The organism is Burkholderia cenocepacia (assembly GCF_900446215.1).
Lineage (GTDB): Bacteria > Pseudomonadota > Gammaproteobacteria > Burkholderiales > Burkholderiaceae > Burkholderia > Burkholderia cenocepacia.
This window is the reverse complement of sequence record NZ_UAQZ01000016.1, coordinates 215604-242310: the sequence shown is the minus strand read 5'-3', so window position 1 is coordinate 242310 and position 26707 is coordinate 215604. Positions and strand designations below refer to the sequence as shown.

The 26707-nt window shown below is 67.8% G+C and carries 22 protein-coding genes and 2 pseudogenes; 13 read left to right on the top strand and 11 right to left on the bottom strand.

Annotated features, from left to right (window positions below; all coding sequences use genetic code 11):
- Positions 1-12 precede the first annotated feature (12 nt).
- Positions 13-1554 carry an efflux transporter outer membrane subunit gene (locus DTA15_RS33190; protein ID WP_006489714.1) on the top strand — a complete coding sequence of 514 codons (1542 nt, stop codon included), beginning with the start codon at positions 13-15 and terminating at the stop codon, positions 1552-1554.
- Here the strand turns inward: DTA15_RS33190 and DTA15_RS33185 are convergent.
- The 3 genes and pseudogenes from DTA15_RS33185 to prnD all read right to left on the bottom strand — a co-directional run.
- Positions 1532-2992 carry a heavy metal sensor histidine kinase gene (locus tag DTA15_RS33185; RefSeq protein WP_006489719.1) on the bottom strand — a complete coding sequence of 487 codons (1461 nt, stop codon included), beginning with the start codon at positions 2990-2992 and terminating at the stop codon, positions 1532-1534. The two genes, DTA15_RS33190 and DTA15_RS33185, sit on opposite strands and share 23 nt — an antisense overlap.
- Positions 2989-3666: a heavy metal response regulator transcription factor gene (locus DTA15_RS33180; protein WP_006489720.1), complete on the bottom strand. Its 678-nt coding sequence runs from the start codon at positions 3664-3666 to the stop codon at positions 2989-2991. Before DTA15_RS33180 ends, DTA15_RS33185 begins: the two co-directional genes overlap by 4 nt.
- A 256-nt stretch (positions 3667-3922) precedes the next feature.
- A pseudogene (gene prnD / locus DTA15_RS33175) lies at positions 3923-4338 on the bottom strand (aminopyrrolnitrin oxygenase PrnD); the annotation flags it as partial.
- Positions 4339-4523: 185 nt separating this feature from the next.
- Between prnD and DTA15_RS33170 the strand changes: the two are divergent.
- Positions 4524-4804, top strand: a pseudogene (locus tag DTA15_RS33170) (LysE family translocator); the annotation flags it as partial.
- A 27-nt stretch (positions 4805-4831) separates the two neighbouring features.
- Here DTA15_RS33170 and DTA15_RS33165 read toward each other — a convergent pair.
- Both DTA15_RS33165 and DTA15_RS33160 read right to left on the bottom strand, forming a co-directional pair.
- Positions 4832-6109 carry an ATP-binding protein gene (locus DTA15_RS33165; protein WP_006489729.1) on the bottom strand — a complete coding sequence of 426 codons (1278 nt, stop codon included), beginning with the start codon at positions 6107-6109 and terminating at the stop codon, positions 4832-4834.
- Positions 6093-6842 (bottom strand): response regulator, encoded by a 750-nt coding sequence (locus tag DTA15_RS33160; protein WP_006489715.1) that lies wholly within the window; start codon positions 6840-6842, stop codon positions 6093-6095. The genes DTA15_RS33165 and DTA15_RS33160 overlap by 17 nt, the downstream gene beginning before the upstream one ends.
- 325 nt (positions 6843-7167) lie before the next feature.
- Here DTA15_RS33160 and DTA15_RS33155 point away from each other — a divergent pair, with 325 nt between their 5' ends.
- The 6 genes from DTA15_RS33155 to DTA15_RS33130 all read left to right on the top strand — a co-directional run bounded on the left by DTA15_RS33155 (position 7168) and on the right by DTA15_RS33130 (position 16812).
- Positions 7168-8424 carry an efflux RND transporter periplasmic adaptor subunit gene (locus DTA15_RS33155; protein WP_006489739.1) on the top strand — a complete coding sequence of 419 codons (1257 nt, stop codon included), beginning with the start codon at positions 7168-7170 and terminating at the stop codon, positions 8422-8424.
- A 12-nt stretch (positions 8425-8436) separates the two neighbouring features.
- The gene (locus DTA15_RS33150; protein ID WP_006489726.1) at positions 8437-11634 is read left to right on the top strand and encodes an efflux RND transporter permease subunit; all 3198 of its coding nucleotides are present in this window, start codon (positions 8437-8439) and stop codon (positions 11632-11634) included.
- The gene (locus DTA15_RS33145) at positions 11631-13058 is read left to right on the top strand and encodes an efflux transporter outer membrane subunit (RefSeq protein WP_006489740.1); all 1428 of its coding nucleotides are present in this window, start codon (positions 11631-11633) and stop codon (positions 13056-13058) included. Before DTA15_RS33150 ends, DTA15_RS33145 begins: the two co-directional genes overlap by 4 nt.
- A 358-nt stretch (positions 13059-13416) precedes the next feature.
- Complete coding sequence (gene rbsK, locus DTA15_RS33140; protein WP_006489721.1) at positions 13417-14343, top strand: ribokinase; 927 nt, start codon at positions 13417-13419, stop codon at positions 14341-14343.
- A 40-nt stretch (positions 14344-14383) separates the two neighbouring features.
- Positions 14384-15757 (top strand): L-fucose:H+ symporter permease, encoded by a 1374-nt coding sequence (gene fucP, locus DTA15_RS33135; protein ID WP_006489743.1) that lies wholly within the window; start codon positions 14384-14386, stop codon positions 15755-15757.
- A gap of 2 nt (positions 15758-15759) precedes the next feature.
- The gene (locus DTA15_RS33130; protein ID WP_006489722.1) at positions 15760-16812 is read left to right on the top strand and encodes an aldose 1-epimerase family protein; all 1053 of its coding nucleotides are present in this window, start codon (positions 15760-15762) and stop codon (positions 16810-16812) included.
- Between the two features lie 70 nt (positions 16813-16882).
- On the opposite strand, the gene deoR is transcribed toward DTA15_RS33130, so the two are convergent.
- Complete coding sequence (deoR, locus tag DTA15_RS33125; protein WP_006491525.1) at positions 16883-17653, bottom strand: DNA-binding transcriptional repressor DeoR; 771 nt, start codon at positions 17651-17653, stop codon at positions 16883-16885.
- A gap of 146 nt (positions 17654-17799) precedes the next feature.
- Here deoR and deoC point away from each other — a divergent pair, with 146 nt between their 5' ends.
- The 3 genes from deoC (at position 17800) to DTA15_RS33105 (ending at position 20876) form a co-directional block, all read left to right on the top strand.
- A complete protein-coding gene (deoC, locus tag DTA15_RS33120) occupies positions 17800-18480 on the top strand; it encodes a deoxyribose-phosphate aldolase (RefSeq protein ID WP_006489735.1) in 681 nt (226 codons plus the stop codon).
- 433 nt (positions 18481-18913) lie between these two features.
- A complete protein-coding gene (locus DTA15_RS33110; RefSeq protein ID WP_006489741.1) occupies positions 18914-19825 on the top strand; it encodes a phytanoyl-CoA dioxygenase family protein in 912 nt (303 codons plus the stop codon).
- Positions 19826-20009: 184 nt separating this feature from the next.
- Entirely contained in the window at positions 20010-20876 is an 867-nt protein-coding gene (locus DTA15_RS33105) for a DUF2071 domain-containing protein (protein ID WP_012493784.1), read from the top strand.
- Between the two features lie 8 nt (positions 20877-20884).
- Here DTA15_RS33105 and DTA15_RS33100 read toward each other — a convergent pair whose 3' ends face one another.
- Both DTA15_RS33100 and DTA15_RS33095 read right to left on the bottom strand, forming a co-directional pair.
- On the bottom strand, positions 20885-21832 hold the full coding sequence (locus DTA15_RS33100; protein ID WP_408580150.1) for an ATP-binding protein: 948 nt from the start codon (positions 21830-21832) through the stop codon (positions 20885-20887).
- 26 nt (positions 21833-21858) lie between these two features.
- Positions 21859-22767 (bottom strand): DMT family transporter, encoded by a 909-nt coding sequence (locus DTA15_RS33095; protein WP_006489731.1) that lies wholly within the window; start codon positions 22765-22767, stop codon positions 21859-21861.
- Positions 22768-22857: 90 nt separating this feature from the next.
- Here DTA15_RS33095 and DTA15_RS33090 point away from each other — a divergent pair, with 90 nt between their 5' ends.
- Positions 22858-23658, top strand: coding sequence for an AraC family transcriptional regulator (locus tag DTA15_RS33090; protein ID WP_006489734.1), 801 nt, complete (start codon positions 22858-22860; stop codon positions 23656-23658).
- Positions 23659-23672: 14 nt separating this feature from the next.
- Here the strand turns inward: DTA15_RS33090 and DTA15_RS33085 are convergent, their stop codons facing one another.
- Together DTA15_RS33085 and DTA15_RS33080 are read right to left on the bottom strand one after the other, a co-directional pair.
- Positions 23673-24158 (bottom strand): anthrone oxygenase family protein, encoded by a 486-nt coding sequence (locus tag DTA15_RS33085; protein WP_006489736.1) that lies wholly within the window; start codon positions 24156-24158, stop codon positions 23673-23675.
- A 2-nt stretch (positions 24159-24160) separates the two neighbouring features.
- Positions 24161-24985, bottom strand: coding sequence for a Rossmann-fold NAD(P)-binding domain-containing protein (locus DTA15_RS33080; protein ID WP_006489730.1), 825 nt, complete (start codon positions 24983-24985; stop codon positions 24161-24163).
- 94 nt (positions 24986-25079) lie between these two features.
- Here DTA15_RS33080 and DTA15_RS33075 point away from each other — a divergent pair, with 94 nt between their 5' ends.
- Positions 25080-25745, top strand: coding sequence for a TetR/AcrR family transcriptional regulator (locus tag DTA15_RS33075; protein WP_006489724.1), 666 nt, complete (start codon positions 25080-25082; stop codon positions 25743-25745).
- A 71-nt stretch (positions 25746-25816) separates the two neighbouring features.
- On the opposite strand, the gene DTA15_RS33070 is transcribed toward DTA15_RS33075, so the two are convergent.
- Entirely contained in the window at positions 25817-26671 is an 855-nt protein-coding gene (locus DTA15_RS33070; RefSeq protein ID WP_006489742.1) for a 3-hydroxybutyryl-CoA dehydrogenase, read from the bottom strand.
- Positions 26672-26707 lie beyond the last annotated feature (36 nt).

The following is a 26707-nucleotide window of genomic DNA, read 5'->3' as shown; positions in this document are numbered from 1 at the left end:
GAGATGCCTGCCATGCGTCTTCCTCATCCGCTCCCGTTCGCTCGCCGCATCGTCGCGCTCGGCGCCGTCGCCGCACTGACCGCCTGCTCGACGCTGCCGCGCTATTCGCCGCCCGCCGTCGCGGTGCCCGCGCACTATGCAGGCGCACCGGCAGCACCTGCCGAACAAACCGGCTGGCACGTCGCGATGCCGGCCGACGCCGCCGCGCGCGGCGCCTGGTGGACTGTCTTCGACGATGCCGATCTGAACGCGCTCGAAGCGCGCGTCGACGTGTCGAACCAGACGGTGAAGAAAGCCGTCGCCGATCTGCAGCAAGCCCGCGCGATGGTCGACTATCAGCACGCCGGGTTCCTGCCGACGATCACGGCCGGTGCCGCGCAGAGCCGGGCGCGCGTGTCGCAGAACCGGCTCGGCTCGTCGCTCGCCGGCAAGACGACGCCCGACTACCAGGTCGGCGTGGCCGCGAGCTGGGAGCCCGACCTGTTCGGCCGCGTGCGCGACGCGGTGACCGGCGCGCAGGCGAACGCCGCCGCGAGCGCGGCCGACCTGCAGGCCGTGAAGCTGTCGGTCACGGCCGAACTCGCGACCGACTATTTCGCGCTGCGCTCGCTCGACACGCAGAAGCAACTGCTCGACGACACGGTGCATGCGTACGCGGACGCGCTGACGCTGCTCAAGCAGCAACTCGCGGCCGGTGCGATCGACGCGTCGGCGGTCGCGCAAGCCGAGACGCAGCTCGAATCGACCCGCACGCAGGACACCGACATCGATGCGTCGCGTGCGCAGTTGCAGCACGCGATCGCGACGCTCGTCGGCGAAAGCGCGTCGACGTTCGCGCTGCCGCCGCACGTACAGCCGTTCCACGTGCCGGCCATTCCGGCCGGCGTGCCGTCGCAACTGCTGGAGCGGCGGCCCGACATCGCGGCGGCCGAGCGTCGCGTCGCGGCCGCGAACGCGCAGATCGGCGAGGCGCGGGCCGCGTTCTTCCCGGATCTCGTGCTGTCGGCGAGCGCCGGCCTCGAAAGTTCGTTCTTCGCGCCGTGGCTCGCCGCGCCGAGCCTGTTCTGGTCGCTCGGCCCGCAACTCGCCGGCACGCTGTTCGACGGCGGCCGCCGCAGCGCGTCGCTGCGCGGCGCGCATGCGCAATACGACGGTGCGGTCGCCGACTACCGGCAAACCGTGCTCGTCGCGTTCCAGCAGGTCGAGGATCAGTTGTCCGCGCTCGATGCGCTCGCGTCCGAGGCCGGCAGCCAGCAGCGCGCGACCGACGCGGCCGACCTGTCACTGCGGCTGACGACGAATCGCTTCAACGCGGGCGCCGTCAGCTATCTGGACGTGGTGACCGCGCAGACGATCGCGCTGACGAACCGGCGCACGGCCGATCAGATCGACGCGCGCCGGATCGAGGCCGAAGTCGGGTTGCTGAAGGCGCTGGGTGGTGGCTGGCAGGTAAGCGTAAGCGCCGGCTCAGACGCGGAATCGAACACCGACACGCACGAACACGCGGCCGCCGCGCGCCACGAACCCGCCGTCACGCAGCCGGCGGCCGGTTGAACGTGAGCACGAAGCGCGTGCCGCGCGCATCGCTTTCGACCTGCGCGCTGCCGCCGTGCAGCTCCATCACCGAGCGCACGATCGCGAGGCCGAGCCCGGCCGTGCCGCCCGGCGCACCGCCGCTGCGCGCGGGGTCGCCGCGCACGAACCGGTCGAAGATCCGCGGCAGCAGCGCGGGATCGATCGGCTCGCCCGGATTCGCGACGACGACGCGCACCGCATCGGCCGTTTCATCGACGCTCAGCGTGATGACGCCGCCGGCAGGCGCGTATCGCAGCGCGTTCGCGAGCAGATTGCCGACGGCGCGGCGGAACAGCTCGACATCGGCCGTCAGCTGCCCGTGCCCGTCGACGCGCAACGTCGAGCCCGCTTCGTCGGCGAGCCCCTCGAAATACTCCGCGATGCGCTCGAGTTCGTCGCGCACGTCGAACGCGCGCTGCCGCGTGACGAAACTCGGATGCTCGGCGCGCGCGAGAAACAGGACGTTCTCGATCATCCGCGCGAGACGGTCGTATTCCTCGAGATTCGATTCGAGCAGCGTCTGGTACTCGTCGACCGACCGCGGCCGCGCGAGCGCGACTTCCGTGGCGCCGCGCATGTTGTTCAGCGGCGTGCGCAGGTCGTGCGCGAGATCGGCGCTGAATTGCGACAGATGCGCGAATGCCTGCTGCAGGCGGCCGAGCATCGCGTTCTGCGCGTCGACCAGCGCGCGCAGCTCGGGCGGCGCGCGCGACGCGTCGAGCCGCGTGTCGAGCTTGTCGACCGTGATCCGGCCGGTGTTGTCGACGATCTCGCGCAACGGCGCGAGCGCCGTGCGGATCAGCCAATAGCCGAGCAGCAGCGCGAACAGCGCGCCGAGCCCGCCGGCGAGCTTGAGCCGGTCGCGGTAGCCGTCGAGCAGATCGGCCCGGTCGCGCATGTTGCGCGCGATCGCGATGCGGATCGGCGTGCGGTCGCCGAGCGCGGCCTCGATCACGACGCCGCGCATCGGCGTGCCGCCGTCGGCGGTCCACGTGACGAGCCGGTCGTCCGTGATCCGGTCGTTCGCCGGAACCGGCACCGCGCGTGGCGCAAAGAGCTGCGCGTCGGCCAGCGGCGCCGACGCGGCTGCCGGCGCGTCGTCGAGTGCGGCGAGCCGGACGTTGTGGCGCGCGAGCACGTCGCCCCCCGCATCGACGACGACCATCGACAGCGCCTCGTTGCCCAGCACCTGGCTCGTCAGCCGCTCCGCGTGCGAGCGAACCGCGTCGAGCGACTCGAGTTCGCCCGCGAGCCGGCGCGTGTGGCGCGCGGCCAGCACGATGTCGAGATCGTCCTGGGTGTTCACCTGCCGCTCGAGGCCCGCATACACGTACGCGCCGACGAGCGCGAACGCGGCCAGCGTGGTCGCGGCGAACGCGAGCGCGAGCGTCGCGGCCAGCGAGCGCGGCCGCGTCATGCGTCGTCCTTCGGTTCGAGCACGTAGCCGACGCCGCGCACGGTATGGATCAGCTTGACCGGGAACGCGTCGTCGATCTTCGCGCGCAGGCGCCGGATCGCGACCTCGACGACGTTGGTGTCGCTGTCGAAATTCATGTCCCACACGTACGACGCGATCTGCGTGCGGCTCAGCACCTCGCCCTGGCGGCGCGCGAGCAGCTGCAGCAGCGAGAATTCCCGCGGCGTCAGGTCGATCCGCGTGGCGCCGCGCTTCACGCGGCGGCGCACCACGTCGATGTCCAGATCGCCGACCGCCAGATGCTCGGTCTCGCGCGGCGGCCCGCGACGCGCGAGCGTGCGGATCCGGGCGAGCAGCTCGACGAACGCGAACGGCTTCACGAGGTAGTCGTCCGCGCCGAGTTCGAGGCCGTGCACGCGGTCCTGCACGTCGTCGCGCGCGGTCAGGAACAGCACCGGCGTCGTGTGCGTGTCGCGCAGCCGCTTGAGCACGCCCCAGCCGTCGAGCACGGGCAGCATCACGTCGAGCACGATCACGTCGTAACGCTCTTCCTGCGCGAGCATCAGCCCTTCGCCGCCGTCCTTCGCGAGATCGACGCTGAAACCCGATTCCTCGAGCCCCTTCTTCAGGTACGCGCCCGTCTTCGGTTCGTCTTCGACTATCAGGATGCGCATCGCCGGCTCCGTCGCATTCGTGGGGACATGCGGCGATGTTACCGGGAAACGGCGACGCGGCGCCGCTGCGTGCAAGCGCGAATGGCGTAGATGACAAAACCGTAATCAGCCGGTCAGCCTGGCGTGCGGTTGCACGAAAACAGGGACACATTGACATCGCGGACGGGTTCGGCCGCGTGCGCCAACGCCGGCCGTCCATGCGGTTCACCGCTGTTCGCGCGCGCCGGACGGAACGGCGCGGCCGGCGCCGGTCAGGCTAACGCCGCCGGCTCGCGCAGGGCGGCTCGCTCACCCCGACGCGGGCGACCCAGCCGCGGTAGAACGCGCGGTACTTCAGCACGAGCTTGTCGTACCGGCTGTACGCACCGCCGCCGTCCGGCTTCATCCCGTTCCAGATCCTGACGTCGTACCCCGCCGCCTGCCGGGTCTGGAGCCCGAACAGCAGGTAGTCGATCGCGCGCCGCGGCACGCCGCGGCCTTCCTGATCGAGATCAGCATGTGCATGACGTTCTTGCCGTCGCTCACCGGCGTCACGCACTGGAGCAGCTTGTATTTGACGTCTGCGTCCAGCGCGACGGTCATCACGCATCCGCCCGGGTAGCCGTCGAAGTGCAGGTTCATCTGCGACATGTTCATGCCAAGCGCGCGCGACAGCATGCCGAACGGCCCGAAGAGATCAGGCGCGCCGCGAGCGCGTGGATCGTCACCGCGGTGTTCTCGAGCCCGCGGGAGAACAGAAAGGCCATGAAGACGAGCACATTCACGGAAGCGCGAATCGCATTCGCGCTGAAACACTTCAACGGCGTGCCAGCGCTGGCCGGCCGCGAACCGCGACACTGACGAATCGGGGAGGCCGCGTGCCCATCCAGGAAGCCTTGCTGAAGATGTCGATGTACGTGTCGCTGGTGCCGATCGTGCCGGGGCCGACCAATACGCTGCTGCTGTCGTCCGGCTTGAAGGTCCGCTTGCGTGGCACCTGGCCGCTGATCGTCGCCGAGGCGCTCGCTACGCGATCGCGATTGCCGGATGGGGATTCTTCCTGTCCGCGCTCGCTGCGGGCCGGCCCTGGCTTTATGACGCGGTCAAGCTCGCGAGTTCCATCTACATCTTTTTCCTCGCGCTGAAGATGTGGACGCGTAAAGCAAGCTGGGCGGCGCGCGGCGCTTCATTGCGCGACGCCGCGCTTCGGAAACCGCATCGCTATGACGAGCCCGCCGTCGGCCGCGTTGGCAATTTGCAGCGTGCCGCCGTGATGGCGAACGAGGCGGTGAACGATCGCCAGGCCCAAACCGCTGTGCGAGGTGCCGCCGCGAGCGGGATCGAGCCGGACAAACGGACGCAGCACGCGATCCAGATCAGGCTCGGATACGCCGGGCCCGTGGTCTCGCACCACGAGTTCGTAGTGCTCGCCATGCGCTCGCGTGGTGATCTCCACGGGCGGCTCGCCGTAGGTCAGCGCATTTTCGACGAGGTTCGAGAGCGTGCGGTCGATGTCGACCGCGGGTAGCATGAAGTCGGGCCCCGCGTGAAGATCAAGCGTGACGAGCGCATCCCGGTGCGCCTCGCCGCTCGGACCCAGCGCGTCGGTGTAATCGCGACGGCAATGCGTGTCCACGCTGATCCGCGGCGAGCCTTCGGGGATCTCGCGCGCAAAGTCGAGAAACTGCGTGATGACACGCGACATGGATTCGGTATCGCGCAGAAAACCCTCGCGATCGCCACGATCGGTCAGCAGGTCTGCCCGCACCTGCATGCGTGTGATCGGTGTGCGCAGGTCGTGCGCGATACTCGCCAGCATCACGGCGCGCTCGCGCTCGGCCACGGCCAGCTCGCCGGTCATGTCGTTGAAGTCGCCGATCAGCTCGCGCAATTCGCGCGGCCCGCGCTTGCGCACCATGTTCAGATGGTGGCCGGTGCGATGTTCGCGCGCGGCTGCGGCAAGATCGCGAATGGGGCGATTCAATTGCCACGCAAGCACGACGGCAACCACGATGGCGAACATCAGCGTCAACGCCAGCGCCCCGGTGAAACGGCTCAGCGGCACCTCGGCTTGCGGCAGCACGATGCCACGCGTGCTGCCCGCGGGGAGCACGCGCAGCGTGCCGTCGTCGTCCATTGCCACGTGAGTGCCCGGCGGCAGCACGTGCCGCAATTGCCGTTCGATGGGCCCGTTCGTGTCGTCGCGAAAGCGCCGCGCGTCGGCGGCCGGCAGTTGCTTCAGGTCCACGAACGAAATACCGAGGATGTCCGCCCCGGACCGCTCGCCGTCGCCGCCCCGCCCGTCCATGCCGGCGGCAACCTCCACGACGCGCGAAATATGGAAGGCGGCGAGGCTCGCGCGCGTTCGCTCGATCAACAGCAGCGACGTGAGATGAACCAGCATCAGCAGGCCCACCGTGGTGATGACGAGCCGGCCGAACATCGTATCAAGTGGATTCTTCATCGGCCGGGTGGTCGGGAATGAACATGTAGCCGATCCCGCGCACGGTTTGCAGCCGTCGGGGATTGGACGGGTCGTCCTCGATCAGGCGGCGCAGGCGCCATACCGGCACGTCGATGCCGCGCTCGGTCACTTCGGCATCCGGACCGTGGAGCAATTCGATGAGCCGCGTACGCGAAAGCGTTTCCATGGGGTGCGAGGCCAGCACCTCGAGCAGCGCGTACTCGCCGCCGGTGAGCTTCACGGGCGTGCCTTCGCACAGCAGCGTGCGCGTCGCGAAATCCAGTTCGAAGCGGCCGAACCTGAACGGGGCGGGCTTCTCCTGCACCGCTGTCGTCCGCGGTGGCCCTTGGCGGCGCAGCACTGCCTGGATGCGCGCGAGCAGTTCCTGTGGCATGAACGGCTTGCCCAGATAGTCGTCCGCCCCGAGTTCGAGCCCGAGCACGCGGTCAATGCCTTCGGCGCGCGCGGTCAGCATGATGACGGGAATCGTGTCGCCGCTCGCGCGCAGCTGCTTGAGCGCGGTGAGGCCATCCACGCCCGGCATCATGAGGTCCAGCACGATGATGGCCGGCCGTTCGCGCTCCAGCCGCCGCGCGAGATTCGTTGCATCGTGCAGAACGGAGAACTCGATGCCGCGCTGCTGGAAGAACCTGCGCAGCAGGTCGCGCAGTTCCGCATCGTCGTCGACGAGCAGGACTTGCGGCGCGGAGCCGGGGATGGAAGGTGGGTGCATTTCAGGTATTCAGGGCGGCGTGAGGACGAAATGATGGTAGCCCGGATACGATCTGACTGGCTTTCGAAATATTACTGTGATTTGCGATTCCTAACGGAACCGGCACAAGGGTCGGGCCGCGAGGGTATTACGTATGCCGAAATCCCGATTCTCTTCCCCCTCTCCAGGCGCGTCACTGGACAGTAAGTTTCCGTAAGCACAAAAAAATGCGCCGTCGGTAGCGTTACGCCTTGTCCAGCACCGGCACCGCCCAGGTCCCCCTGAAGCGTCCGGAGCCGTCCCGTTCTCGCATCGCGCGACATCGCGATGTCCAAACAGGTCAAAGATGAAGACGCCCATTCTCGCGAACCACGCGCACCACCCCATGACGTACAGGCCGCGCCAGCTGTTTGCCGCACTCTCGATCCTTGCGATAGTCGGAACCGCCGGCTGCAACAGGCAAACCGGCGCACCGCCCGGCGGCTTCGCCACGCAGACCGCCCAGGTGGGCGTGCTCTCGCTCGCGCCGCAGCGGATCGTCGAAACGACCGAACTTTCCGGCCGCCTTTCCGCGCAGAAGGTCTCCGACGTACGACCGCAGGTGAGCGGCATCATCCTCAAGCGCTTGTTCGTGGAAGGCAGTGACGTGAAGGCGGGCCAGGTGCTCTACCAGATCGATCCGGCCACCTACCAGGCTGCCTACGACCAGGCACGCGGCACGCTGGAAAACGCCCGCGCCACGCTGGCTTCGGCGAAGACGAAAGCGGACCGCTTCACCGAACTCGTGAAGATCAACGCCGTGAGCAAGCAGGACTACGACGACGCCGTCGCCGCGGTTCGCGCAGACGCCGCGAGCGTCACGGCCGACGAGGCAGCGCTCGAATCCGCGCGCGTGAACCTCGAATACACGCACGTGCGTGCGCCCATCTCCGGACGCATCGGCGCATCGACCGTGACGGAAGGCGCGCTCGTGACCTCGAACCAGACCACCGCGCTCGCCACCATCCAGGCGTTCGACCGGATGTACCTCGACGTCACGCGCCCCAGCACGGAATGGCTGAGGCTTCGCAAGGCCTTCGCTTCCGGGCGCCTGAAGAAAACGGGCAGCGACAGCGCCGCCGTCACGCTCGTGATGGAAGACGGCACCGAATACGCCCACCCCGGCGCGCTGCAGTTCTCCGGCGTCACGGTGGACGCCACCACCGGGTCGGTCACGCTGCGCAGCACGTTCCCGAACCCCGAACGCGAATTGCTTCCCGGCATGTTCGTGCGCGCCCGCCTGGAAGAAGGCGAGAACGACAACGCGATACTCGTGCCGCAGATGGCCGTGACGCGCGCGTCGGACGGCAAGGCGAGCGTCTACGTCGTGGATGCGGCCGGCAACGCGCGGCAAGTGCAAGTCACGGCCGACAACGCATTCCGGGACCAATGGATCGTGACCTCGGGCCTGCACGCCGGCGACCGCGTGATCGTGAGCGGCCTGCAGAGCGTGCATGCGGGCGCGCCGGTCAAGGTGGCGGCCGATACGCCGCAGACGCAGGCGAACGCGGCATCCGCGGCACCCGCGACGGACACCGCCTCGACCGTGTCGGCACGACGCTAGGCGGAGAACGGCATGGCAGAGTTCTTCATCAAGCGCCCCATTCTCGCGTGGGTCATGGCCATCGTCATCATGCTGGTGGGCGCGGCGGCGGTCACGAGTCTTCCCGTCGCGCAGTACCCCACCATCGCGCCGCCCTCCGTGCAGGTGACGGCCACTTACCCCGGCGCCTCCGCCGACACCGTCGCGGCAACCGTGACCCAGGTGATCGAGCAGAAGCTGAGCGGCATCGACAACGTGCTGTACATGTCGTCCACGAGCAGTTCCGCCGGGCAAGCCACCATCACGCTGACGTTCAATCCCGGAACGAATCCCGACATCGCGCAGGTACAGGTGCAGAACAAGGTGACGCAGGCCACGCCTACCCTGCCCCAAACGGTGCAGGAGCAAGGTGTGCAGGTCGCGAAGGCGTCGACGAGCTTCCTCATGATCGTCGCGCTCTCGTCGCCGGGCGGCACCTGGAATTCGGTGGATCTCGGCAACATCATCGCGACCCGGATCGAAGATCCGCTCGCGCAGTTGAACGGCGTGGGCGACGTGACGCTGTTCGGCGCGCAGCACGCGATGCGCATCTGGCTCAACCCGGTGAAGCTGCGCAGTTTCGGACTCGCGCCCTCCGACGTGACCACGGCCATCACGAACCAGAACGTCGAGCTTTCCACGGGGCAGGTCGGCGGCTCGCCGGCAACGGATTCGCAGGCCATCAACGCGACCATCCGCTCGTCGAGTCTGCTGACGAGCGCCGACCAGTTCGCCGACATCCTGCTGCGCGTGAACAGCGACGGCTCGCGCGTGCTGCTGAAGGACGTGGCGCGCGTCGAGGTGGGAGGCGACAGCTACGACACCGCGTCTCGTCTGAACGGCAAGCCGGCATCCGCGCTCGCCATCAAGCTCGCCACCGGCGCCAACGCGCTGGACGCGGCCAACGCCGTGCGCGCGAAGCTCGCCGAGATCCAGCTGCAATTGCCGAAGGACGTCGCGATCAGTTACCCGTACGACACCACGCCGTTCGTTCGCATCTCGATCGAAGAGGTCGTGAAGACGCTGTTCGAAGCGGTCGTACTGGTCTTCCTCGTGATGTACCTGTTCCTGCAGAACGTGCGCGCCACGCTGATTCCGACCCTCGTGGTGCCCGTTGCGCTGCTCGGCACGTTCGGCGTGATGTCGATGATCGGTTTTTCGATCAACGTACTCTCGATGTTCGCGATGGTGCTCGCCATCGGCCTGCTCGTGGACGACGCCATCGTGGTGGTGGAAAACGTCGAGCGCATCATGAGCGAGGAGAAGCTCGGCCCGAAGGAAGCCACGCACAAGGCGATGGGGCAGATTACCGGCGCCCTGGTCGGCGTGACCACCGTGCTCACCGCCGTCTTCATTCCGATGGCGTTCTTCGGGGGCTCCACGGGCGCGATCTACCGGCAGTTCTCCATCACCATCGTCTCGGCGATGCTGCTGTCGGTCATGCTCGCGCTTACGCTCACGCCGGCGCTGTGCGCCACGCTGCTCAAGCGCGCCGACGTGGAGCACCACGCAAAGCGCGGCTTCTTCGGCTGGTTCAACCGGTGGTTCGCCAAGCGCAACGCGGGCTACAGTTCCTCGCTCGCACGCGTGGTCGCGCGACCCGCGCGTTACATGCTGCTCTACGGCGCGATCGCCGGCGTCGTGGCGTTGCTCTACGTCACGTTGCCCTCCTCGTTCCTGCCTGACGAAGACCAGGGCTACTTCATCGTGTCGATCAGCGCGCCCGCGGGCACGCCGGCCTCGCGTACGCTGAAGACGGTGGAGGCCGTGGAGCAGTACGTGCTGAAGGACGAGCCGGGCGTCAAGCAGGTCATCGCCATCAACGGCTTCAGCTTCAACGGCCAGGGGCAGAACAACGCCATCGCGTTCGTGACGCTCAAGGACTGGAGCCTGCGCGGTTCGCGCGACAGCGTGTCGGCCATCATCGCGCGCGCCAACCAGCATTTCGCCGGCAATCGCGACGCGCGCATCTTCGTGCTGAACCCGCCCGCCATTCAGGAACTGGGTACGCAAAGCGGCCTCGACTTCGAGATAGAAGATCGCGGTGGCGCAGGCCACGACAAGCTGCTCGCGGTGCGCAACCAGTTTCTCGGCATGGCGTCGAAGGAGCCGACGCTCGCGATGGTGCGCCCGGCCGGCCTTGAAGACACGCCGCAGCTGCAGGTGGACATCGACCGCGAAAAAGCCAACGCGCTGGGGCTTTCCATCTCCGACGTCAACGCGACGCTGCAGACCGCGTTCGGTTCGTCCTACGTGAACAACTACATCGACACGGGGCGCGTGCAGAAAGTCTATGTGCAGTCGGACGCGCCGTATCGCATGATGCCCGCCGACCTTGGCGACTGGTATGTGAAGGCAAGCAGCAGTGCGTCGAGTTCGTCGTCGTCCTCGTCCTCGAGCACCACCACGAGCACGACAGGCTACGACTCCACGATGGTGCCCTTCTCGTCGTTCGCAAAGAGCCACTGGACGTTCGGGCCGCCACAGATCGAGCGCTACAACCGGCAGCTCGCCACCGGCATTTCGGCCGCCACGCGGCCCGGCGTGAGCACCGGCGAGGCAATGACGGCAGTCGAACAGCTTGCACGCAAACTGCCGCCCGGCTTCGCCGTGGAATGGACGGGCCAGTCGTATCAGGAGAAGCAGGCCGGCTCGCAAGCCACGGTGCTCTATGCGATCTCGCTCGTCGTCGTGTTCCTGTGCCTGGCGGGCCTCTACGAAAGCTGGTCGATTCCGCTTGCGGTGCTGCTCGTCGTGCCGCTCGGTGTGCTGGGCGCGTTACTTGCCGCTCATGGGCGCGGGCTTTCGAACGACATCTATTTCAAGGTGGGGCTGCTGGCCACTATCGGTCTGTCCACGAAGAACGCCATCTTGATCGTCGAGTTCGCGAAGGATCTGCAAGCGCAGGGACGCAGCCTCGTGGACGCCGTACTCGAAGCCGCCCACATGCGGCTGCGCCCCATTCTCATGACTTCGCTCGCGTTCGTGTTCGGCGTGCTGCCGCTCGTCATCAGTACGGGTGCCGGCGCCGGCGCACGCCACGCCATCGGCACGGGCGTGACGGGCGGCATGATCGCGGCCACGGTGCTCGCCATCTTCTTCGTACCGGTCTTCTTCGTCGTGGTGCGCAGACTGTTCAACGAACACGGTCACACGACGGACTCCGCCGACATCAACGAGGGCAACGCATGAAACGCACACTGATCGCCCTTGTCTGCACGGGCATGCTGGCAGGCTGCACGCTGGACCCGACGTACCAAAGGCCGGCCGCACCGGTCGACAATACCTGGTCCACCGTGCCCTCGCGGTCGCAGCCGAAGGCCGCGCAGAGCACGGCTGCGGCACCGCTGGGAGCCGACCTCGGCTGGCGCGACTTCTTCAAGGATCCGCAACTGCAAAAGCTGATCGAACTCGCGCTCGTGAACAACCGCGACATGCGCGTGGCCGCGCTCAACGTGGCGCAGTACGAAGCGCAGTACCGCATTGCGCGCGCCAACGTCGGACCGGCCATCAACGCATCCGGCTCGATCACGCGCGAACGCGTGGCCGGCTCCACGGGCGCATACGGTTCGAGCAGCGCGAGCGTGGGCCTCACATCGTGGGAAATCGACTTCTTCGGCCGCCTGCGCAGCCTCAAGCGCCAGGCGCTGGAGCAGTACCTCGCCACGGACGCCGCGCGCACCAGCACGCAGATCAGCCTGATCGCGACCGTCGCCACCGACTATCTGCAACTGCGCTCCGACGAGACTTCGTTGCAGATCGCGCAGAACACCGTGGATGCGGACCAGCACACCTACGATCTCACGGTGAACATGATGAAAATGGGCAGCGCGTCGCTGCAGGACGTGCGCCAGGCCGAAAATTCGCTGGCGAGCGCGCGGTCGAGTCTCGCCTCGTACACGCGTGCGGTCGCGCAGGACCGCAACAACCTGGTGGCCGAAATCGGTGCGCCGCTGCCCGACGATCTGCCGCAGGGCCCTTCGCTGATGGAAAGCGAGCACACGTTCGCGGACATTGGCGAAGGCGTGCCGTCGGATCTGCTCGCGCGCCGGCCCGACATCGTCGAAGCCGAGCACACGCTGAAGGCCGCCAACGCCAACATCGGTGCGGCGCGCGCCGCGTTCTTTCCGAAGATCGAGCTGACGGCTTCCGCGGGCACCACGAGCGGCAGCCTCTCGAACCTGTTCAAGGCGGGCACGGGGGCGTGGACGTTTGCGCCGACCCTCTCGGTGCCGCTCTTCGATTTCGGCTACAACCGCGCCACGCTGGACGTGGCGAAAGTCGAGAAGGACATCGACGTCGCCAACTATGAAAAGGCCATCCAGACGGCGTTCAAGGAGGTGTCGAATGCACTCGCGGGACGCACCACGTACGTCACCCAGGTCGCCGCGGATCGCGACTACGTCGAGTCCGCGCGGCAATACTACGACCTCGCGCAGGCACGCTACCGCAGCGGCACCGACAGCTTCCTGACCCTGCTCGACGCGCAGCGCACGCTCTACGCCGCGCAACAGCAACTGGTCACGGACATGCTCGCCAAGCAGTCCAATCTCATCACGCTGTACAAGGTGCTGGGCGGCGGCTGGCGGGAAACGAGCGCGGTGGCGCAGCGGTAGCCTCCGTACGCCCGTGACCGACGCGCTTTCGCACATCACGGGCGTCTTGCCATCGATGCCTCGTTCCCCCGCAGGAACGGACTGCTAAAAACAGCGATGCGCACGACGGATCGCGCGCGGTTCTCGCGAAAGCCCATCTTTCTGGCCCATCCTCGCCCGGCCCTCCCACGTGCAATCTTTTTGCATGCCGACAGCGGCATGCGGGCGTCTCGTCCGCCTGGCCAGCGACCGAAAAGTGACCCTCCTAACATCATAGGATTGCATTTTCACATTTAATGTGATTTTATTATCACCTGTCGCGAGCGGCCGCCGACCATGCGCGCGCCGCGGCGCATCCCATACCAAGGAAGAGACGCAGATGGAGACAATCGCCGTCATCGGCAGCAACATGGTCGACCTCGTGACCTATGTCGCGCGCATGCCCGCCCGGGGCGAGACGCTGGAGGCCCCGAACTTCGAGCTCGGCTGCGGCGGCAAGGGCGCGAACCAGGCCGTCGCGGCCGCGCGCCTCGGCGCGCGCGTCGTGATGGTCACGAAAGTCGGCGACGACGTGTTCGCCGACAACACGATCCGCAACTTCGAGCGCGAAGGCATCGACACCACGCACGTGCGCAAGGTCGCCGGCGTGCCGAGCGGCGTCGCGCCGATCTTCGTCGAACCCGATTCGAGCAACAGCATCCTGATCGTCAAGGGCGCGAACCGCCACCTGCGGCCGGCCGACATCGACGCGGCCGCGCCGATGCTCGCCGAATGCGCGCTGATCGTGCTGCAGCTCGAGATCGAGCTCGACACCGTCTATCACGCGATCGAATTCGGCGCGCGGCACGGCATTCCGGTGCTGCTGAATCCCGCACCGGCGGTCGCCGACCTCGATTTCGAACGCATCCGTTCCGTCGAATTCTTCGTGCCGAACGAAACCGAGCTCGCGATCGTGTCGGGTATGCCGGTCGATTCGCGCGAAAGTGCGACCCGCGCCGCCGAAGCGCTGGTCGCGCGCGGGCTCAAGCACGTGCTCGTCACGCTCGGTAGCAACGGTTCGCTGCTGGTGTCGCGCGACGGCGTGCGGCACGTGCCGGGCGTGCCGGTCGACGCGCGCGACACGACGGGGGCGGGCGATGCCTATATCGGTTGCTTCGCACGCTGCTATGCGGCGTCGCGCGACGCGATCGATGCGATGCGTTACGCATCCGCGTACGCCGCGCATTCGGTCACGGGCCTCGGCACGCAAAAGTCGTACGCCGACGCCGCGACGTTCGAACGCTTTCTCCGCGACGCCGGCTTCTGACCGGCGCCTTCATCGACGAGACATTGGGAAGGAGACACCCATGAGCCGAACCCGGATCGAACACGCCCCCGACGGCTATTACCTGAATCGCACGCCGCTCTTCGCGTTCACGCTGCTGTGCTGCCTGTTCGCGCTGTGGGGCACCGCCGCGAACCTGAACGACGTGCTGATCGCGCAGTTCAAGAAATCGTTCTTCCTGTCCGATTTCGAATCGGCGTTCGTGCAGTCCGCGTTCTATCTCGGCTACTTCTTCCTTGCGATTCCGGCCGCGACCGTCGTGAAGAAGTTCAGCTACAAGACGACGATCCTCGTCGGCCTGCTGCTCTACACAACCGGCTGCCTGCTGTTCTTCCCGGCCGCGTCGATGGCGAAGTACGGAATGTTCCTCGTCGCGCTGTTCGTGATCGCCGCGGGCCTGTCGTTCCTCGAAACGGCGTCGAACTCGTATTCGACGCTGATGGGCCCGCGCGGCACCAGCACCCGGCGCCTGAACATCTCGCAGACGTTCTATCCGTTCGGCGCGATGGCCGGCGTCTACATGGGCAGCTTCCTGATCTTCAAGGAAGGCGACGCGTCGCATGCGCAGCTCGCGGCGATGTCGGCCGCCGACGCGCACACGCATCAGCTCGCGATGATCCAGGCGACGCTCGAGCCGTACAAGTGGCTGATCGTCGTGCTCGTCGCGGTGTTCATCGTGTTTGCGCTCACGCCGTACCCGGCCTGCAAGGGCAACGGCACGGGCGCGGTCACGCACCGGATCGACGCGCGCGGCACGCTCGCGCGGCTGCTCGGCAACCGGCGCTTCGTCGCGGGAGTCGTCGCGCAATTCCTGTACGTCGGCGCGCAGGTCGGCGTATGGAGCTTCACGATCCGGCTCGCGATGCAGATCGGCGGCCTCACCGAGCGCGGCGCGTCGCGCTACCTGCTCGCGACCTTCTTCGCGTTCTTCGTCGGCAAGCTGGTCGCGACGCTCGTGATGAAACGCGTCGGGCCGGCCAAGGTGCTGATCGTCTACGGCATCCTGTGCATCGCGCTGCTCGCGTACACGATCAGCGTGCACAACATCACGGCCGTCTATGCGGCCGTGTGCGTGAGCGTCTTCCTCGGCCCGTGCTGGCCGACGATCTACGGGCTGACGATCGACGGCCTCGGCAAGGACACCGAATACGGCGGCTCGATCCTCGTGATGAGCATCGTCGGCGGCGCGGTCGTGCCGCTGATCCAGGGGCTGATCTCGGATCACACCGGCGGCAACATGCAGCTCGCGTTCGTCGTGCCGCTCGTCTGCTTCGTCGTGATCGTCTACTACGGCTTCTACTGCCTGCGTCACCTGCCGGCGGCGACGCCCGACGCGGCGGCCGACGGCCACGCGTCCACGCGCTACGCCGCGACGCGCAACACGTCGGGAGCCTGACGATGCGGGGCGAGATCGAACTGCGGCGCGACGACTTCCGCGAAACACCGCGCACGCTGTACCGCACCGACGGCCTCACCGTGATCGCGTTCGCGTATCCGTCCGGCGTCGAGGCGCTGAAGCTCGCGAACCGTCGCGGCCATCTCGTCGTGCTGCCGTATCTCGGCCAGATGATCTGGGCGGCCGAATTCGACGGCCGCGACCTGACGATGAAGCACATGTTCCGGCAGCCGAAGCGCGTGGCGTCGATCATCGACACCTACGGCTGCTTCATGTTCCACAGCGGACTGCTGCGCAACGGCTGCCCGGGGCCGGACGACACGCACGCGCTGCACGGCGAGATGCCGTGCGCGCCGATGGACCGCGCGAGCCTCGTCGTCGGCGCGGATGCGCGCGGCGCGACGGTCGAGGTGACCGGCGAGTACGAATACGTGCAGGGCTTCGGCAGCCACTACGTCGCGCGTCCGTCGGTGCGGCTGGCCGAGCACGATGCGCGGATGACGATCGCGATGGACGTGACGAACCTCGGCGGCGCGCCGATGGACCTGATGTACATGGCCCACCTGAACTACGCGTACGTGCCGGGCGGCCGCTTCGAGCAGTCGCTCCCGCCTGGCGGCATGCGGCTGCGCGACAGCGTGCCCGCGCACGTGAAGCCGACCGCCGCGTGGCGCGACTACACGGCCACGCTCGCGCGCGATCCGGCGCGGCTCGCGACGCTCGATGCGCCCGCGCTGTACGACCCCGAGATCGTGTTCTTCATGAACGAGGTTGAAACGGACGGCGACGGCGTCGCGCATTTCCGGCTCGCGCATCCGGACGGCGGCGCGTTCCACACCGCGTACCGCCCCGCGCAATTCCCGCATGCGACGCGCTGGATCCTGCACAACGCGGACCAGCAGGTCGCCGCGTTCGCGTTGCCGTCGACCTGCGAGCCCGAAGGTTACGAAGCCGAACGCCGCAAGGGCCACGTCGCGGCGCTGGCGCCGGGCGCGTCGCGCCGCTTCGACGTGGTCACCGGCTACCTGAGCGCGGCGGAAGCGCGCGATGCGTGATGTGATGGAAAACGTGATGAAAACCGCGACGAAAAGCGCGACGCCCCGCGCGCCGCACGCCCGCGCCGCCTCACGTCACGAGCGCGATCCCGTGCTCGCGGATCGCGGTTTCGTAGCGACGGCTCAGTTGTCCGTCGGAGATCACGTAGTTGAAATCGGTCAGTTCCGCGAAATAGGCCGCGCGCACTTCGTCGAACTTCGTGTGGTCGACCAGCAGGAAGCGGTTCTGCGCGCGCGCCATCACCTTCTTCTTCGCATCGACTTCGTGGAAGTTGAAGCACGTGACGCCGCAGCGGTCGCTCACGCCAGCGGCCGAGATGAACGCCTTCGACACGCGCACCGAATCGAGGATGCCCGTTTCGGCAACCGATTCGAACACCATGTTCTGGCGGTGATACGCGCCGCCGCACAGGATCACGTTGCAATGCGGCTTCTGCTGCAGCTTCGCGAACACGTTCAGCGAATTGCAGACCGCCGTGAATTCGAGGTCGTCGGCAATGAAATCGACGATGAACGGCGTGGTCGACCCGCAGTCGACGAAGATCGTGTCGCCGGTCGTCACGAATTGCGCGGCCAGCTTGCCGATGCGGCGCTTTTCCTCGGTCTGCCGGTTGTTCTCGGCGCTGATCAGGTATTCGCCGATGTCGCTGCGCTGCGCGGCGAAATGGCGCGTCACGTAGCCGCCGATCAGGCTGAGGCCGTGCGGGTTGTCCGCGAGATCGCGGCGGATCGTCATTTCGGACACGCCGAACAACTCGGCGACTTCCTTCAGATGAATCGCGTTCTGCCCTTGCAGCACGTTCATCAATGTCTTGATCCGCTCGCCCTTCTTTGTTTCCATGCCTGTATCCTGCGTGCCCGCCGCGTGAGTCGCTCGTCGTGCCGGGCGCGCGGGCCCGGCCGGAATGTCGTATTTGTAACAAACCGATGTGAAAACATCAACTTTCCGTGTGCCCTTTCCGCACACGATCCGTGGAGTCCTGACACATGCCGCTTTCCAACGCCCAACTCGCCCAAACCATCGATCACACGCTGCTCGCGCCCGACGCGAGCGACGCGCAGATCCGCGAACTCTGCCGCCAGGCGGCCGAGCATCGCTTTTACTCGGTCTGCGTGAATTCGGCGAACGTGCCGCTCGCCGCGCGCGAGCTGGCCGATACCGGCGTGCTCGTGTGTGCCGTGGTCGGCTTTCCGCTCGGCGCGGGGCTGTCCGCCACGAAGGCATTCGAAGCCACCGCCGCGATCGCGGCGGGCGCCGGCGAGATCGACATGGTGATCAACATCGGCGCGCTGAAAAGCGGCCGCGCCGACGACGTGAAGGCCGACATCGACGCCGTGCATCGCGCGTGCGGCACGGTGCCGCTCAAGGTGATCCTCGAAACGGGGTTGCTGACCGACGGCGAGAAGGTGCGCGTGTGCGAGATGTGCCGCGATCTCGGCGTCGCGTTCGTGAAGACGTCGACCGGGTTCGGCCACGGCGGCGCGACGCTCGCCGACGTCGCGCTGATGCGCCGCACGGTCGGACCGACGCTCGGCGTGAAGGCGTCGGGCGGCGTGCGCGACCGCGCGGCCGCGCTCGCGATGCTCGAAGCGGGCGCGACGCGGCTCGGTACGAGCTCAGGGGTGGCGATCGTCAGCGATCAGGCGGGCGGCGGATCGGGATACTGACGCGCGAACGGCCGGCCTTCGCACGCGTGCATCACGCGTCAAGACTGGCCGTCGAAACGCCTCGCGCAGGTTCCGGCCGGCCCCGGTCCGACGTCGGACGCACGCCAGGCGACGACCGATGCGGCACACGCCATCGACGGCCAGCACGGCGATGCTGCGATCGGTGGTGCACACATCGGCTGCACCACCGCTACGGCGGCGCCGGCCGGGTACTGCGCTCGCCCGGCACGTGGCGGCATCGCGACGTCCACGTTGCCCCGCCCGCGCCATTCACGACCCGATAGCCCTTGTCGCAGAACGCGTCGGGCTGCTCGGCCGTCGGCAACCAACGTAAGGTATCGAACAGAAGCGTCCCTCGCGAAAATACGAAAATCGAAAGATCAGAGGCCGTCTGCATCGCTTCGCGATCCGTGAACTCATCGTCAAGGCTCCAATGCAAGCCAATCTTCGGTCCCGGTTCCATCACGACGGCTTTGCGGTCATCAACGGGCTGATCGACACCGCGGAGATCGAGGACTTGCGCGAAATCGGCCATCGTCTGCTCGGCAGTCGCACGGGCTACGCCCAGGGCCTGATGTTCGATTTCTATCCCGAGTCGAACGGGGGCGATTCCGGGCCTCAACTTCTCCAACTTCACTGGGCGTCCTATTTCGAGCGTCGGCTAGCGAAACTCCGTATCCGCTGCGCCGCGTTCGATATCGCCAAGGCGCTGCTCGGCCCGAATGTTCGTTTTGCCGGCGACAGCTTTTTCCTGAAGCAGTCGCGTACGGACACCGTGACGCCATGGCATCAGGACGACGCGTTTACCGACGCGCGCATCGACCATCGCGAAGTCAACTTCTGGATTCCGTTGCAAGCCGTGTCGGTCGACAACGGGTGCATGCGGTTCATCCCCGGGTCTCACCTGTACGACGTCCTTCCGCACGTACCGCTCGGGGGCGACGTGACCGCCCATGGACTCGAGTGTGTCGGCGGATTCGATCCGGCGCGCGCCGTGACGTGTCCGTTGATGCCGGGAGACTGCACCGTGCATGCGGGGCGCACGCTGCACGCCGCGGGGGCAAACTTCTCGGATCGGCCGCGGTACGCGTATGCGCTGAATTTCCGGTTACCACGACGGTGCTCGAGTACGACGACGAACTTTCCCTGGCACGACACGTGGCGCCCCTCGCGCATCGAGCGCTCGCACGCGTCCCGGAATCTACGTGGGTGCTGGCCGTCCCTTCTGCACGAACTGTACACGTTCGATTTTCGCAATCCGTTCGAGTGGCGACTCGCGGGCGGCAGGATCGCGCGTTGGCTGAACGCGCCGCGGCAACCGATGCGCGAACCCGAGCCGGAATGAATCGCGGCGGGATCGGTGGAGCGCCGCCCCATCTCCCGTACGCGCGGGTCGGCGGAAATTTTCCATCGATTCCGGCGCGATCCGTCGCACGAGCGTGCATCATGCGGGCGGCGTCCGGCAAATGCACGGCGTTCGGCCAAGGACGCTGGCTCGCCTCTTCCGCACACACGACAACCCCGGCACAATGCCGCCCATGCGCTACGACAATACCTTCGTCTACCCGTCCTCCGGCTTCGCCGGCCGGCTCGCCAACCGGATCGTCGCGAGCGGCCCGCTGCTGCGCGCACGCCGCGCGCTGCTGTCGCGGCTGCCGTTCCTGCAGCTCGCGAGCGACGTCGAGCACGTCGTGTATTGCACGTGGGTCGTCGATGTCGCGGCCGTCGCGCCGCTCGTGCCGCGCGGCGTCACGCTCGCGAGCCGTGGCGGCCGCACGCTGTTCACGACGCTCACCTACCGGCACCGCCACTTCGGCCCGCGGCTCGCCGGCCCGCTGCGGCGCGTGTTTCCGTCGCCGCTGCAAAGCAACTGGCGGCTCTACGTCGACGCGCTGCCGGACGGCGCGCCGGCCGGGCGCACCGTGCTGTTCGTGAAGAACGTGTTCGACCACCCGCTCTATGCACTCGGCAGCCGGCTGTTCAGCGACGCGCTGCCGTCGCATCTCGCGCGGCCCTTCACGCATGCGGCGCGCGACGGACGCTACGACACGCTGCTGGCCGCGAGCGGCGGCAGCGCGCCCGACTTCCGCTGCACGGCCGAAGCGTCGCACGACCGCACGCTGCCCGACGCCTTCGCGCCGTTCTTCGACGACTGGCGCGCGGCGGTCGCCGCGCTGTCGCTGCAGCACGCGGCCGTCGCCCATGTGGCAGACTGCGATCGCCTCGCGCATGCGTCGATCGACCTGCCGATCGACGTCGACGCGGTGCGGCCGCTCAAGACGATCGGCCCCGCAGGCGGCGGCGACTTCCTCGCCCGCATCGGCGCGACCGGCGAGCCACTGTGCTTCGTCGTGCCGGACGTCGCATTCCGCGTCCTGTCCGAGCGGCTGCTGTAGCGCGCGGCTCAGGCGCGCCGGCGCCCCGGCGGGCGTTCGTCCGCACCGCTTTCGTCCGCGAGCCGTCCCGCGTAATCGCGCGCGAACTGCACCGCGATGCGGCCCGAACGCGCGCCGCGTTCGAGCGCCCACTGCAGCGCGGGCTCGCGGGCCGCGCGAATCTGCGCGTCATCGAAACCGGCCGCGCCGAGCCGGCTCTCGACGACGGCCAGGTACTCGTCCTGCGTGAAGCCGTAGAACGTGACCCAGATCCCGAAGCGCTCGGACAGCGAAATCCGCTCCTCGACCGCGTCGCCCGGGTGCAGCTCGCCGTTCTCCGCACGCGTCACGTTCGCGTTGTCGCTCGCCTGCTCGGGCATCAGGTGGCGGCGATTCGACGTCGCGTACACGAGCACGTTCGACAGGTCGCTCGCGACCGAGCCGTCGAGCACCGTCTTGAGCCCCTTGTAGCCGGTCTCGCCGGCCTCGAACGACAGGTCGTCGCAAAACACGAGGTAGCGCTCGGGCCGCGCGCGCACCAGCTCGACGATCGCCGGCAGATCGTTCAACCCTTCCTTGCTGACCTCGATCAACCGCAGGCCGTGCGCCGCGAACGCATGCAGGCACGCCTTCACGATCGACGACTTGCCGGTACCGCGCGCGCCGGTCAGCAACACGTGATTGGCCGCGAACCCGTGCACGAACTGGCGCGTGTTCCGCTCGACGATCGCCGCCTGCCGGCCGACGTTGCGCAGCGCGTCGAACCCGACGAGCGCGGGCGTGGCGATCGGTTCGAGCGGCGCCGTTCGATGGCCGCCGCCGACACCGCACCAGCGAAACGCAATGGCCGCATCGAAATCGATCGCGGCCGGCTGGCGGATGCCCGCCAACGCCTCGAGCGCGGTCGCGATCCGTTCGAGCTGGCGCGCGAGCGCCGGCGCGGCACCGGGCGCGCATTCGTCCGGCAGCATGGCCATCAGGTCCTGGAGGTCCGCATGCGCGCTCATTGGCGGGCTCCTTGCGATGCACCGGCTTGAAACGGAAACCGCTGCGCGAGCGCGACGCCGAGCAGCGCGACACCGCCGCCGATCAGGTGATACAGCCGCAGCGATTCGCCGAGCAGCACGATCGCGCCGCCGGCCGTCATCACGGGCAGCAGGTTCATGAACATCGCGCAGCGGCTCGGGCCGAGCAGCCGCACGCCCTGCATCCACAGATACGGGAGCACCACCGACGCCAGCACGCCGGCATACAGGATCAGCGGCACGCTCGCGCGCGTCGGCCATGCGGCCTGCGCAGGCAGCCGCAGCAGCATCGGCGCCATGAACACGAGCGCGGCCAGCGCCTGCACGTAAGTCGACTGCCACGCGGGCAGCGCGCCGATGCGCCAGCGCTTGAGCAGCACGCCGTACAGCGCGTACGCGGCCGACGCGGCCAGCATCAGCAGGTCGCCCAGCTGCACGCCGCGCGCGGCGATCGCCGTCGGGTGCCCTTCGGCGATCAGGTAGACGACGCCCGCGAGCGACAGCACGCCGCCGCCGATCATGCCGGCGCCCGGCGGATCGCCGAGCAGCAGCGAGCTCAGCAGCATCGTCATCAGCGGCACGAGCGCGGTGATGATCGCCATGTTGGTCGCGCTGGTCGTTTTCGCGGCCTCGTAGGACAGGCTCTGGAACAGCGCCATCGCGAGAAAGCCGAGCACCGCGAGCTTCGGCAGGTGCGCGACGAGCACCGCGCGATTGCGCCACGCGGGGCGCAGCGTGAAGACGCTCATCAGCGCGACGGCGAGCAGCAACCGGTAGAACGTGATGGCCGACGGGTCGATCGTCGACGCGGACAGCTTCGAGACGACGACGTTGCCGGCCCACAGCGCGATCGCGCAGAAGGGGAGCAGAAAAGGAGACTTGTTCATCGCGTTGGACGGATTAATATCGTGACAGGGAGGCTGGCGTGAATCGGAACGCCATCGTGCCCGCCCGCCCACTGCCTGTCTCACGCCAAAATGTCACGACTTGTCGCCAATCGGACACGCGAGTCCACCCCGCCGTTTGCGCACCTGCGCTACGAATCGACGCCGATGCCCGTGTCGGCAATGGCGGCCACCTACGTGCACGGCACGTCGATCGCGCCGCACCGCCATCGGCGCGCGCAACTGCTCTATGCGATCGAGGGCGTGATGCACGTCGAATCCGAAGGTGCATCGTGGGTCGTGCCGCCGACGCGCGGCGTATGGCTCGAAGCCGGGCTCGACCATACGGTGCAGATGAGCGGCGACGTGCAGATGCGCACGGTGTTCGTCGAGCCGGGCGCGGTCGAGCACCTGCCCGCGCGCAGTTGCGTCGTCGAAGTGCATCCGCTGCTGCGCGAGCTGATCCTCGCCGCGGTCGACGTGCCGCTCGATTACGCGCCGGGCTCGCGCCACGATCACCTGATGCACCTGCTGCTTGCGGAAGTGACCGTCGCGCCGCTGCTGCCGCTGTACCTGCCGTGGCCGCACGACGCGCGCCTGCGGACGATCTGCGACACGCTGGTCGCCACGCCCGACGACCTGCGCACGATCGCCGAGTGGGCCGACCTGCTCGGCCTGTCGGTCCGCACGCTGCATCGTGCGTTCCGGCGCGAGACGGGACTCAGCTTCCGCCGCTGGCGCGAGCAGGCGCGGCTGCTGCTCGCACTCAAGCGTCTGGCGCACGGCGAAAAAGTGCTGACCGTCGCGATGGATCACGGCTACAGCAGCCAGAGCGCGTTCTCCGCGATGTTCAAGCGGCACTTCGGGATGTCGCCGTCGGCGTTTTACGCGTAACGGCGGCGCTGCCGCTAGCGCGCCGCGATTGCCGCGATGAAGCATGCGCATGCGGCGGCCGATGCCACCGTGCGCACGTGATTCCACCTCGTCCAGTCGTGCAGGTAGCGCGTCCACAGCGCCGCGCCTTGCGCCGTGGCCGGATCGGCCGCGGTGAGCGCATCGTTGAGCGGCACGTTGACGGCCAGCGTCACCGCGAACATGCCGAACACGTACAGCACGCCGCCGGCGAGCGCCGCCATCGCGCCCGGCGAATCGCGATCGAACAGCGCGATCACGACGAGCGCGAGCGCCATCAGCGTCGTGACGAGAAACAGCGGCATGAACGGCGAACGCACGATGTCGACGTTGATCGCGTTCATCGCGGCCGCGCCGGCCGGCGGCGCGAGCCGTCCGAGCGACGTCATCACGAACGTCGAGAACGCGAAGTACACGCCGGCCATCAGCCCGCAGCCGATGGCCGAACCCCACAGCAACGCTGACGTCACGAACGCGATCATGGTCAGGCGCTCCATACGCCGGTCGCGGCGACCGCGCGCGCATAGTCGGCGAAATCGCGCGCCGGGCGCCCGAGCGTGGCCTCGACGCCGTGCGTCACCGCGCTGTTGCGCCCGTCGAGCACCCCGTCGAACAGGTCGTCGAGCAACGCGACGACCGGCTCCGGCACGCCGACCTCGCTCAGCCCCGCGACGAATGCATCGTGCGGAATCTCGCGGTAGGCGATCGGCCGCCCGGCGGCCCGCGCGATTTCGTCGATCGCTTCGGCGAACGTCAGTGCGCGCGGGCCGGTGACCTCGATCACGCGGCTCGCGAAGCGCGCATCGGTGAGCGCGGCCACGGCCACGTCCGCGATGTCGTCCGCATCGACGAACGGCTCGCGCACCGCGCCGGCGGGCAGCGCGACTTCGCCGGCCAGCACGCCGTCGAGCAGATAGCCTTCGGAGAAGTTCTGGTTGAACCAGCTTGCCCGCACGACACCCCAGCCCACACCCGACGCCTGCAACGCAGCCTCGGCGGCCTGTGCGCGCGGCTCGCCGCGCCCAGACAGCAGCACCACGCGCTCGACGCCGCGGTCCCGCGCGAGCCGCGCGAATCGGGCGATCGCGTCCACCGCGCCTTCGACGGCCAGATCGGGCTGGTAGGTCACATAGGCGGCCGACACGCCATCGAGCGCGGCCGGCCACGTTTCGGGCGCCGTCCAGTCGAAGCGGACGGCCGACGTGCGCGATACCGGCCGTGTCGCATGGCCGCGCGCACGCAGCCGGGCATCGACGCGGGCGCCCGTCTTGCCCGAACCGCCGACGATGAGGAGGGGAAGTGCCGACATGTGCGTCTCCTTTTGGAAAAACACGAGAATCTCTCGCGTTTCAAAAACACGATAGACTCTCGCATTAGCAACGTCAAGCTTTTGGGGAGACGGCATGGGCCGACAAAAATCGGGGCAGAGCGACGAGCCCGACGCGGCGGCAGCGGACGCGCCGGCGCGCGCGCGGCTGGTACCGACGCAGCAGCGCAGCCGCGAGCGGTTCGAGCGCATCCTCGCGTGCGCGTCGGAAGTGATGATCGAAAAAGGCTGCGACGCGTTCCGGATGAGCGACATCGTCGAACGCACGGGCATCTCGTTCGGTTCGCTGTACCAGTACTTTCCGGACAAGGCCGCGGTGATCGGCACGCTCGCGGAGCGCTACAACGCCGTCGGCCACGACTGCGTGCGGCGCGACCTCGCGGGAATGAAGACGATCGACGATCTGCACGCCACGCTCGCGCGCATCACGGACAGCTACTACCGGATGTTCGTCGACGAGCCGCTGATGCGCGACATCTGGCGCGCGACGCAGGCCGATCGCGCGCTGCAGGCACTGGATCGCGCGGACGGCGAATTCCTGGCCGGACTGTTCGCGGATGCGCTGGCGGAAGTCGCGCCCGACACGACGCGCGCACAGCGCAGCGCATTCGCGGAACTGATGATGATCCAGATCGCGGCGGCCGTGCGCCACGCGATCACGCTGCCGCCGAAGGCGGCGCGGCACATGCTGGCGATGTTCAAGCGCGCGCTGCCGCGCGACCTGTCGGTGCTCGACGCGTAATCGCGCCGCGCGCGCCGCACCATGCACGCGGCCGCCCGAAGGCGGCCGTGCGAAGTGGCATGACGCGCCGCTTACTTGCTGTAGTCGTACACGCCGCGCCCGGTCTTGCGCCCGAGCCGCCCGGCCGACACCATCTCGCGCAGCAGCGGGCACGCGCGATACTTCGGATCGCCGAAGTCCTTCACGAACACGTCCATCACCGCGAGGCACACGTCGAGGCCCACGAGGTCGGCCAGCGCGAGCGGCCCGATCGGGTGGTTCGCGCCGAGCTTCATCCCCGCGTCGATCTCCTCGGCCGACGCGATGCCTTCGGCCAGCACGAAGAACGCTTCGTTGATCATCGGCACCAGGATCCGGTTCACGACGAAGCCCGGCGAATTGCGCACGCCGATCGGCGACTTGTCGAAACGCTCGGTCAGCGCGCGCACGGCCGACGCGGTCGCGTCGCTCGTCTGCAGCCCGCGGATGATCTCGACGAGCGGCATCAGCGGCACCGGGTTGAAGAAGTGCATGCCGAGAAAACGCGACGGATCGGCGAGCGGCGCCGCGAGCGCGGTGATCGAGATCGACGACGTGTTGGTCGCGATGATCGCGTCCGGGCGTGCGACGGCCTCGATCTGCTTCAGGATGCGGCCCTTCAGCTCGACGTTCTCGGTCGCGGCTTCGATCACGATGTCGACGGCGGCGAGCTTCGCGTAGTCGGTCGACGTCGTGATGCGCGCGAGCGCCGCATCGCGTGCGGCCGCGTCGAGCTTGTCCTTCGACACGAGCCGCTCGAGGCTGCCCTTCAGCGTCGCGAGACCCTTGTCGAGCGCGGCGTCGCTGACGTCAATCATCACGACGTTCAGTCCTGCAACGGCCGCCGTTTGCGCAATGCCGTTACCCATGGTTCCGGCGCCCACGACGCCGACGGTTTCGATGGCCATGAAATGTCCTGTGTGTTCGGATGCTGAGCGGTCGAT

What these genes read in the sequence shown, in the direction of transcription:
- DTA15_RS33190 (WP_006489714.1), top strand. Translation starts at nt 13, where the DNA reads ATGCGTCTTCCTCATCCGCTCCCGTTCGCTCGCCGCATCGTCGCGCTC.
- DTA15_RS33185 (WP_006489719.1), bottom strand. Translation starts at nt 2,992, where the DNA reads ATGACGCGGCCGCGCTCGCTGGCCGCGACGCTCGCGCTCGCGTTCGCC.
- DTA15_RS33180 (WP_006489720.1), bottom strand. Translation starts at nt 3,666, where the DNA reads ATGCGCATCCTGATAGTCGAAGACGAACCGAAGACGGGCGCGTACCTG.
- DTA15_RS33165 (WP_006489729.1), bottom strand. Translation starts at nt 6,109, where the DNA reads ATGAAGAATCCACTTGATACGATGTTCGGCCGGCTCGTCATCACCACG.
- DTA15_RS33160 (WP_006489715.1), bottom strand. Translation starts at nt 6,842, where the DNA reads ATGCACCCACCTTCCATCCCCGGCTCCGCGCCGCAAGTCCTGCTCGTC.
- DTA15_RS33155 (WP_006489739.1), top strand. Translation starts at nt 7,168, where the DNA reads ATGAAGACGCCCATTCTCGCGAACCACGCGCACCACCCCATGACGTAC.
- DTA15_RS33150 (WP_006489726.1), top strand. Translation starts at nt 8,437, where the DNA reads ATGGCAGAGTTCTTCATCAAGCGCCCCATTCTCGCGTGGGTCATGGCC.
- DTA15_RS33145 (WP_006489740.1), top strand. Translation starts at nt 11,631, where the DNA reads ATGAAACGCACACTGATCGCCCTTGTCTGCACGGGCATGCTGGCAGGC.
- rbsK (WP_006489721.1), top strand. Translation starts at nt 13,417, where the DNA reads ATGGAGACAATCGCCGTCATCGGCAGCAACATGGTCGACCTCGTGACC.
- fucP (WP_006489743.1), top strand. Translation starts at nt 14,384, where the DNA reads ATGAGCCGAACCCGGATCGAACACGCCCCCGACGGCTATTACCTGAAT.
- DTA15_RS33130 (WP_006489722.1), top strand. Translation starts at nt 15,760, where the DNA reads ATGCGGGGCGAGATCGAACTGCGGCGCGACGACTTCCGCGAAACACCG.
- deoR (WP_006491525.1), bottom strand. Translation starts at nt 17,653, where the DNA reads ATGGAAACAAAGAAGGGCGAGCGGATCAAGACATTGATGAACGTGCTG.
- deoC (WP_006489735.1), top strand. Translation starts at nt 17,800, where the DNA reads ATGCCGCTTTCCAACGCCCAACTCGCCCAAACCATCGATCACACGCTG.
- DTA15_RS33110 (WP_006489741.1), top strand. Translation starts at nt 18,914, where the DNA reads ATGCAAGCCAATCTTCGGTCCCGGTTCCATCACGACGGCTTTGCGGTC.
- DTA15_RS33105 (WP_012493784.1), top strand. Translation starts at nt 20,010, where the DNA reads ATGCCGCCCATGCGCTACGACAATACCTTCGTCTACCCGTCCTCCGGC.
- DTA15_RS33100 (WP_408580150.1), bottom strand. Translation starts at nt 21,832, where the DNA reads ATGGCCATGCTGCCGGACGAATGCGCGCCCGGTGCCGCGCCGGCGCTC.
- DTA15_RS33095 (WP_006489731.1), bottom strand. Translation starts at nt 22,767, where the DNA reads ATGAACAAGTCTCCTTTTCTGCTCCCCTTCTGCGCGATCGCGCTGTGG.
- DTA15_RS33090 (WP_006489734.1), top strand. Translation starts at nt 22,858, where the DNA reads ATGTCACGACTTGTCGCCAATCGGACACGCGAGTCCACCCCGCCGTTT.
- DTA15_RS33085 (WP_006489736.1), bottom strand. Translation starts at nt 24,158, where the DNA reads ATGATCGCGTTCGTGACGTCAGCGTTGCTGTGGGGTTCGGCCATCGGC.
- DTA15_RS33080 (WP_006489730.1), bottom strand. Translation starts at nt 24,985, where the DNA reads ATGTCGGCACTTCCCCTCCTCATCGTCGGCGGTTCGGGCAAGACGGGC.
- DTA15_RS33075 (WP_006489724.1), top strand. Translation starts at nt 25,080, where the DNA reads ATGGGCCGACAAAAATCGGGGCAGAGCGACGAGCCCGACGCGGCGGCA.
- DTA15_RS33070 (WP_006489742.1), bottom strand. Translation starts at nt 26,671, where the DNA reads ATGGCCATCGAAACCGTCGGCGTCGTGGGCGCCGGAACCATGGGTAAC.